Raw genomic sequence first — 6,747 nt, 5'->3', positions numbered from 1 at the left:
GGCTGGAAGTATCCAGCCCGTCCGGCGTTTTCGGCTATCTCCGCCACAGCGGATGCTCCCGCTCCGCCCACTCCGGGTCCACCGACCCGGTCCGCATCCCGCGCCTCGCCTCCGGGTCCGCCCACGCCATCCCCACGTGCCCGGCGATCACCACGCCGAGGGCCAGGGCCAGCCAGTCGTGGACGAACGTGCTTCCCGTGCGCCAGGCCAGGGGGGCCAGGTGCGTGAACCACATCAGCAGGCCCGTGCCCAGCATCACCAGGACGGCTCCGGCCAGCCAGCTCGCGTACAGCTTCTGGCCCGCGTTGAACTTTCCGGCCCGCCGGGTGCGCCGCCGCAGCCAGGCCCTGTCGTACGGGCCAAAGCGGTTCAGGAGGCGCAGGTCGCCGCGGAAGGCGCGGGAGGCGAGGCCCGCCAGGAACGGGGCCGGGAGCAGCAGGCCCGACCATTCGTGGACGGTCACCACCAGCGCGCGGCGCCCCACGAGCTCGGCCAGCTGAGGGACGTACAGACACGCGGCGGTCGCCACGCACACCCCCATCAGGAGCGCCGTCACCCGGTGCACCCAGCGCTGCGCCGGGCTGAACCTCCGTACCCTTGAGGCCACTTCAGGCCGTGGGCTGGTCGTCCCTGCCATTCGAATCACCCACCCACGCGTCGACGTCGTAGCCGCGCTTCTCCCAGTACCCCGTCTCCACCTCGTCGGTGAGCGTGATCCCGGAGAGCCACTTAGCCGACTTGTAGAAGTACATGGGGGCGACATAGAGGCGGGCCGGGCCGCCGTGGGTGTGGCCCAGGTCCTTGTCCTGCATGCGCAGGGCCACCATCACGTCCGCCCGCCGCGCCTGCTTCAGCGTCAGGCTCTCGCTGTACGTCCCGTCGAAGCAGGTGAAGCGGACGGCGCGGGCGGTGGGGCGCACCCCTGCCGCGTCCAGGAGGCGGGAGAGGCGCACGCCTTCGAAGGGCGTGTCCGGCACCCGCCAGCCCGTCACGCACTGGACGTCGCGCACCATGCGGGTCTGCGGCAGGGCGCGCAGCCGGGCCAGCGAGTACGCCGTGGGGCGCTCCACCAGGCCGTCGATCTTCAGGCGGTACGTCGAGGCGCTCTTGTGCGGGACGGACGCGGCCACCGAGTAGTAGCGGAAGCCGCCGCCGTTGGGGAGCAGGTCCGTCAGGCCGGTCGGGTCCTTGTCGGACGCGGCGCCCAGGAAGGCTTCCAGGCCCCGCTGGAGCGGCGGCGCGGCTGCCACGCCCAGGGCGCCGAGGCCGAGCATGCCGAGGATCAGCCGGCGGCCCACCGGGGCACCGCTGCCGGCGTCTTCTTCGGGCTGCCGCTGAGGGGGAGTCGTCACCCTTTGATTCGAGCACCCGCGGCCCCCGGGGTACAGGGGCCGCGGGAATCCGTCAGCGTTCCGTCACACCTTGGCGGACGGCTCCTCCGCCGCCTTCTCCAGCTGGAACGCCTCGTTGCCGAGGCCGATCCGTGCGTGCGCCTCCGGCTTGGTCGAGCGCAGGACGGCGCCGTAGACCACGCCGATCACGGCGGCCAGCAGGATGATGCCGGGCAGTACCCAGCTGAGCGCCGAGCCGGGGCCCGCGCCGACCAGGACGTCGAAGTCCTTGACGGTGTAGCCCGCGATGACGAGCAGGCCGACCGCGGCGAGCGCGGAGGCGGTGATGCGCCAGGCCTGGGCGCGCGCGGCGCCCCGGCGTACGAAGAAGACGATGACCGCGACGGACGCGGTGGCCATCAGGAGGATGACGCCCAGCGCGCCGATGTTGCCGCCCCAGGTGAACAGGTGCAGGACCGGCGCGGTCGGGTCGCCGAACTCGCCGTCGTCGGTGACCGCGAAGGCCACGACGACGATGACGGAGATGACCGTCTGGAGCAGGGAGCCGGTGCCCGGGGCGCCGGTCGAGGTGTTGGTCCTGCCGAACGTGGCGGGCAGCAGCTTCTCCCGGCCCATGGCGAAGGCGTAGCGCGCGACCACGTTGTGGAAGGAGAGGATCGCCGCGAACATGCCGGTCACGAAGAGGACGTGGAGTACGTCGGTGAAGGTGCCGCCGAGCCGTGACTCGGTGAGCCCGAAGAGCAGCCCCGCGCTCTGTTCCTGTGCGGCGGGGACGATGCCGGAGGGGCCGGCGGCGACGGTGAGCGCCCAGGAGCTGATCGCGAAGAAGATCGCCACGAAGCCGACGGCGAAGAACATCACGCGGGCGACGACGACCTGCGGGCGGCTGGTCTCCTCCGCGTACACGGGAGCCTGTTCGAAGCCGGTGAAGGCGGCGATGCAGAAGCAGAGCGAGGTGGCGACGCCCGCGCCGGTGAGGGTGTCGGGGTTGAACGCGTGCAGGGACAGGCCTTCCTTGGCCGGGTCCGCGATGGCCGCGATGTCGAAGATGACGACGAGCGCCACCTCGATGAGCAGCAGCACGCCGAGCACGCGCGCGTTCAGGTCGATCTTCAGCCAGGCGAGCACGGCGACGACGGCGACGGTGACGAGCGCCGGTATCCACCAGGCGACTTCGACGTCGAAGTAGGTGTTCAGGAGGCCGGAGACCTCGAAGCCGAGCAGGCCGTAGAGACCCGCCTGGAGCACGCTGTAGGCGACGAGCGCGACCAGCGAGGCGCCCGCGCCCGCGGTGCCGCCAAGGCCCCTGGATATGTACGCGTAGAAGGCGCCGGCGTTGTGGACGTGGCGGCTCATCTCGGCGTAGCCGAAGCTGAACAGGCCGAGGACCACGCCGAGGATGAGGAAGAGCAGCGGCTGTCCGACGACACCCATCACGCCGTACGTGGTGGGCATGACGCCCGCGACGACCATGAGCGGTCCGGTCGCCGCGAGCACGGACAGGAGGAGACCCGCCGTGCCGAGGCGCCCGGCGCGCAGGGCCGTCTCCTGCCCCTTGTACGTGCTGATGCCGCTGCCGTCGGCGGCGGCGTTGCCCGCTGGTCTCGTGCTGCTCGAACTGCCCGTCGCCATGGCGCGGTTGTCCTTTCGGGTGGGCCGGTTGGTGCGGTGGGTCAGGCGGAGCCGAGCGCGGCGCCGCGCGCGGCGGTGAACGCCTTGTACGGGTCCCGGTCCGGGTACGACCAGGGGGCTCGGGTCGCGTGCCGCCCGATGCGGTGGAACAGGGCGGCAGCCTCGGCCGCCCTGCCTTCGCAGAACTTGGCGTGGGCGAGGAAGTTCAGGTCGACGCGGCAGCGCGGGTGGGCCCTGGTCCCGGGCATCTCCCACTCCAGCCACCAGTCGAAGGCGGCCTTCATGACCTGGCGGGCCCGGCGTCCCGTCCAGTGCTCGGAGGCGGCCGGGTTCACGGGCTCGCTGCCCGCGGCGGACAGGACGCGGTAGCGCTCGGCGTGCGCGATGACGGGCAGGACGGCCAACGGCGAATCCGCGGGCGCCTGTTCGGCGGCCCAGGCGGCGAAGTCGTACACCTCGTGCAGCGGGTCCTGGCCCGCGGCGGGGCGCCGCTCGGCGAGCCTGGCCACCATCAGGTGGTGGGCGTGGTGGTGCTCGGGGTGCCGGTGGCGGACCTCGTCGAAGAGCCGGACGACGTCCTCCTCGCGGCCCAGGGAGCGCTCCAGGGTGAGCAGCGCGAGCCACGGCGTGGGGTCGGCGGGCAGCAGCGCGGCCACTTCGCGGCAGGCCTCCCGCGCCTTCTCCGAGCGCCCCTTGCCGCGCAGCGCGAGGTGCACGGAGGCATGGGCGAGCAGCAGGAGGGCGTCGGTGCTCTCCGGCTCGGCGAGCCGCCAGTCACGGGCCCAGGCCGTGGTGGTGTGCTCCTGCGCGAGTACGTCGAACCGGTGCCCCCGGCGGTCCCAGTCGTCGCCGGTGCCGGCGAGCAGCGCGCGGACCTCGGTCCAGCGCCCCTGGGTCAGGGCGGTGCGGGCTTCGGCGAGTTCGGCGTCGTCGAGTGCGGGGTCGAAGGCGTAGGCGGCTCGCTTGCGGGAGCGGCCCAAGGGGGGTGGAGGTGGTGACACCGCGGGACTTCCTCCCCGGCGCGGATCGCGTGCGGATGATCACGCACAGCAAAGCGGTAGGCAGCCCTCCAGTCAAGGTCTGCCCACGCCAGGGGCCTTCACCAACTCGTTTCAGAATCCGCAGACTTCATCCCCGACCTGCGGAATTACCCGCCAGGACACGATTCGGACAAGCGACGACGATCATGCGGCGATGCGACGAACGCCCCTTTCACCCCACCGACTTGGCGGCAGCGCGGCCCGCCGCGCGCCCCGAGAAGAGGCAGCCGCCGAGGAACGTGCCTTCGAGCGAGCGGTAGCCGTGCACTCCCCCGCCGCCGAACCCGGCGGCTTCGCCCGCCGCGAACACGCCGGGAAGCGGCTCGCCGCCCTCGGTCAGGACGCGCGAGGACAGGTCGGTCTCCAGGCCGCCGAGGGTCTTGCGGGTGAGGATGTTGAGCCGCACCGCGACGAGCGGGCCCGCCTTGGGGTCGAGGATGCGGTGCGGGGCGACGGCCCGGATGAGCCGGTCGCCGAGGAACTTGCGGGCGCCGTGGATGGCGGTGACCTGGAGGTCCTTGGTGAAGGGGTTGGTGACTTCCCGGTCGCGTGCGGTGATCGTGCGCCGCAGCGCGGCCTCGTCGATGAGGGGCTCCTTGGTGAGCGCGTTCATGCCGCGCACGAGGGAGGGGAGGTCCTTCTCCACGACGAAGTCGGCGGCGTTGTCCATGAACGCCTTCACCGGGGCGGGCACGTCGGCGCGCGCCCGGTCGATGACGCCCCGCACGGACTTGCCGGTGAGGTCGGGGTTCTGCTCGGAGCCGCTGAGCGTGAACTCCTTGCCGATGATGCGCTGGTTGAGCACGAACCAGGTGTATTCGTACCCGGATTTCATGATGTGTTCGAGCGTGCCGAGGGTGTCGAAGCCGGGGAAGAGCGGCACGGGGAGACGGTCGCCGCGCGCGTCGAGCCAGAGCGAGGAGGGGCCTGGCAGGATGCGGATGCCGTGGTTGTCCCAGATGGGGTTCCAGTTCTGGATGCCCTCGGTGTAGTGCCACATGCGGTCGCGGTTGATGAGGCGCGCGCCCGCCTCCTCGGTGATGCCGAGCATCCGTCCGTCGACGTGCGCGGGCACACCGGCGACCATGCGCTCCGGCGGAGTCCCGAGCCGCTTCGGCCAGTTGGCCCGTACGAGGTCGTGGTTGCCGCCGATGCCGCCGGAGGTGACGATCACCGCCTGCGCCCTGAACTCGAAGGACCCGGTGGCCTCGCGGCTGCTCGCCGTGCCGCGCTCGGCGTCGGAGGGTGCGAGGACCTCGCCGGTGACGGTGTCGACGCTGCCCGCGCTGCGGGTCAGGCCCGAGACCCGGTGGCGGAACTTGAGCTGGACGAGGCCGCGGGCGACCCCTTCGCGGACCCGGCGCTCGAAGGGGGCGACGAGGCCGGGGCCCGTGCCCCAGGTGATGTGGAAGCGGGGCACCGAGTTGCCGTGCCCCTGTGCGTCGTAGCCGCCGCGCTCGGCCCAGCCGACCACGGGGAAGAACCGCACGCCCTGCCCGTGCAGCCAGGCCCGCTTCTCGCCCGCGGCGAAGTCGACGTACGCCTCGGCCCATTTGCGCGGCCAGTGGTCCTCGGGGCGGTCGAAGGCGGCGGTGCCCATCCAGTCCTGGAGGGCGAGGGCGTGCGAGTCCTTGATGCGGAGCCTGCGCTGCTCCGGAGAGTCGACGAAGAAGAGCCCGCCGAAGGACCAGTGCGCCTGGCCGCCGAGCGACTGCTCGGGCTCCTGGTCGACGAGGATGACCCGGCGGCCCGCGTCGACGAGCTCCGCGGTGGCCGCGAGGCCCGCGAGCCCCGCGCCGATCACGATGACGTCTGCGTCGTAGGCCATCCGGGGGTTCCTCCTAGGCAGGGGTTACTGGTGAGTCAGATCCTGAGTATCCGCGGGGGCGGCGTCAACCGTCTGGCTCGGGTAACAGCTCCTGGCTTTTAATAATGGCCAGCATTATTATGACGTCATGGCCAGGACCTCAGGACCGGAGACCCGGGAGAAGCTGCTCCGCGCGGGCGAGGAAGTCTTCGCCGCGCAGGGCGTGCACGGCGCGCAGCTGCGGGACATTGTCCGGCTCGCCGGGCAGAGCAACCCCTCCGCGGTGCAGTACCACTTCGGCAGCCGGGGCGGTCTGCTCGACGCCGTCATGGCCGAGCGCCAGTCCCGTACGGAGAAGGTGCTCTCCGCCGAGCTGACCCCGGCCCCCGACGGGCTCCGCGGGCTCCTGCGCGCCCTCGTGGCCGCCGAGGCCAGCGAGCTGCGCACCGAGCGGGGCCGCCGCTGCCTGCGCATCTCCGCCCAGCTCAGCCACGAGAGCGGCGTGCGCACCCGCACCCCGCATCCCACCATCGACGGCACCGTCTACTGGGACCTGATCGGCCGCGTCGAGGAGTGCCTCACCGCGCTCCCGGAGCCGCTGCGGCTCCACCGCCTCGACCTGGCCCTGACCCTCGTCGGCGCCGCCATGGCCGACCGCGCGGGCCAGTACCTGGCCGCCGTCACTCCCCTGACCGGCGAGGAGCTCTTCCTCGCCGACCTGGTGGAGACCACCGCGGCCCTGCTGAACGCCCCTCACCACGCTTTGGGAGACACACCATGACCGAACCGAACCCGCACGACCTCACCGGCAGGACCGTCGTCATCACCGGCGCGGGGGGGGGGGGCGGGGGCCCGGCCGCCGCGGCCTGTCGACGACGGGCGGTGACCCCGGGCGGGGGGCTTTGGGGGGATCTTT

Annotated in this window: 6 protein-coding genes; 1 reads left to right on the top strand and 5 read right to left on the bottom strand. The window is 72.2% G+C overall.

Annotated elements, in window-relative coordinates:
• Positions 1-34: 34 nt before the first annotated feature.
• From ACFUPX_RS43820 to ACFUPX_RS43800, 5 genes are all read right to left on the bottom strand, one after another.
• Complete coding sequence (locus ACFUPX_RS43820; protein ID WP_383335301.1) at positions 35-637, bottom strand: cytochrome b/b6 domain-containing protein; 603 nt, start codon at positions 635-637, stop codon at positions 35-37.
• Positions 609-1,274, bottom strand: a complete 666-nt coding sequence (locus tag ACFUPX_RS43815) for a molybdopterin-dependent oxidoreductase (protein WP_383335303.1) — start codon at positions 1,272-1,274, stop codon at positions 609-611. Before ACFUPX_RS43815 ends, ACFUPX_RS43820 begins: the two co-directional genes overlap by 29 nt.
• A gap of 141 nt (positions 1,275-1,415) precedes the next feature.
• Positions 1,416-2,984 (bottom strand): APC family permease, encoded by a 1,569-nt coding sequence (locus tag ACFUPX_RS43810; protein WP_383335300.1) that lies wholly within the window; start codon positions 2,982-2,984, stop codon positions 1,416-1,418.
• A gap of 41 nt (positions 2,985-3,025) precedes the next feature.
• A complete protein-coding gene (locus tag ACFUPX_RS43805) occupies positions 3,026-3,985 on the bottom strand; it encodes a hypothetical protein (RefSeq protein ID WP_383335298.1) in 960 nt (319 codons plus the stop codon).
• A gap of 211 nt (positions 3,986-4,196) precedes the next feature.
• Entirely contained in the window at positions 4,197-5,852 is a 1,656-nt protein-coding gene (locus ACFUPX_RS43800; RefSeq protein ID WP_383335296.1) for an FAD-binding dehydrogenase, read from the bottom strand.
• 127 nt (positions 5,853-5,979) lie between these two features.
• On the opposite strand from ACFUPX_RS43800, the gene ACFUPX_RS43795 reads away from it, so the two are divergent.
• A complete protein-coding gene (locus ACFUPX_RS43795) occupies positions 5,980-6,612 on the top strand; it encodes a TetR/AcrR family transcriptional regulator (protein WP_383335294.1) in 633 nt (210 codons plus the stop codon).
• Positions 6,613-6,747 lie beyond the last annotated feature (135 nt).

It is taken from the genome of Streptomyces sp. NPDC057302 (assembly GCF_042667685.1).
Taxonomy (GTDB): domain Bacteria; phylum Actinomycetota; class Actinomycetes; order Streptomycetales; family Streptomycetaceae; genus Streptomyces.
This window is presented reverse-complemented; position numbering and strand designations above follow the sequence as displayed.

Bases quoted from the DNA above. Each gene is read 5' to 3' on its own strand.
- ACFUPX_RS43820 (WP_383335301.1), bottom strand. From the start codon at position 637: ATGGCAGGGACGACCAGCCCACGGCCTGAAGTGGCCTCAAGGGTACGG.
- ACFUPX_RS43815 (WP_383335303.1), bottom strand. From the start codon at position 1,274: ATGCTCGGCCTCGGCGCCCTGGGCGTGGCAGCCGCGCCGCCGCTCCAG.
- ACFUPX_RS43810 (WP_383335300.1), bottom strand. From the start codon at position 2,984: ATGGCGACGGGCAGTTCGAGCAGCACGAGACCAGCGGGCAACGCCGCC.
- ACFUPX_RS43800 (WP_383335296.1), bottom strand. From the start codon at position 5,852: ATGGCCTACGACGCAGACGTCATCGTGATCGGCGCGGGGCTCGCGGGC.
- ACFUPX_RS43795 (WP_383335294.1), top strand. From the start codon at position 5,980: ATGGCCAGGACCTCAGGACCGGAGACCCGGGAGAAGCTGCTCCGCGCG.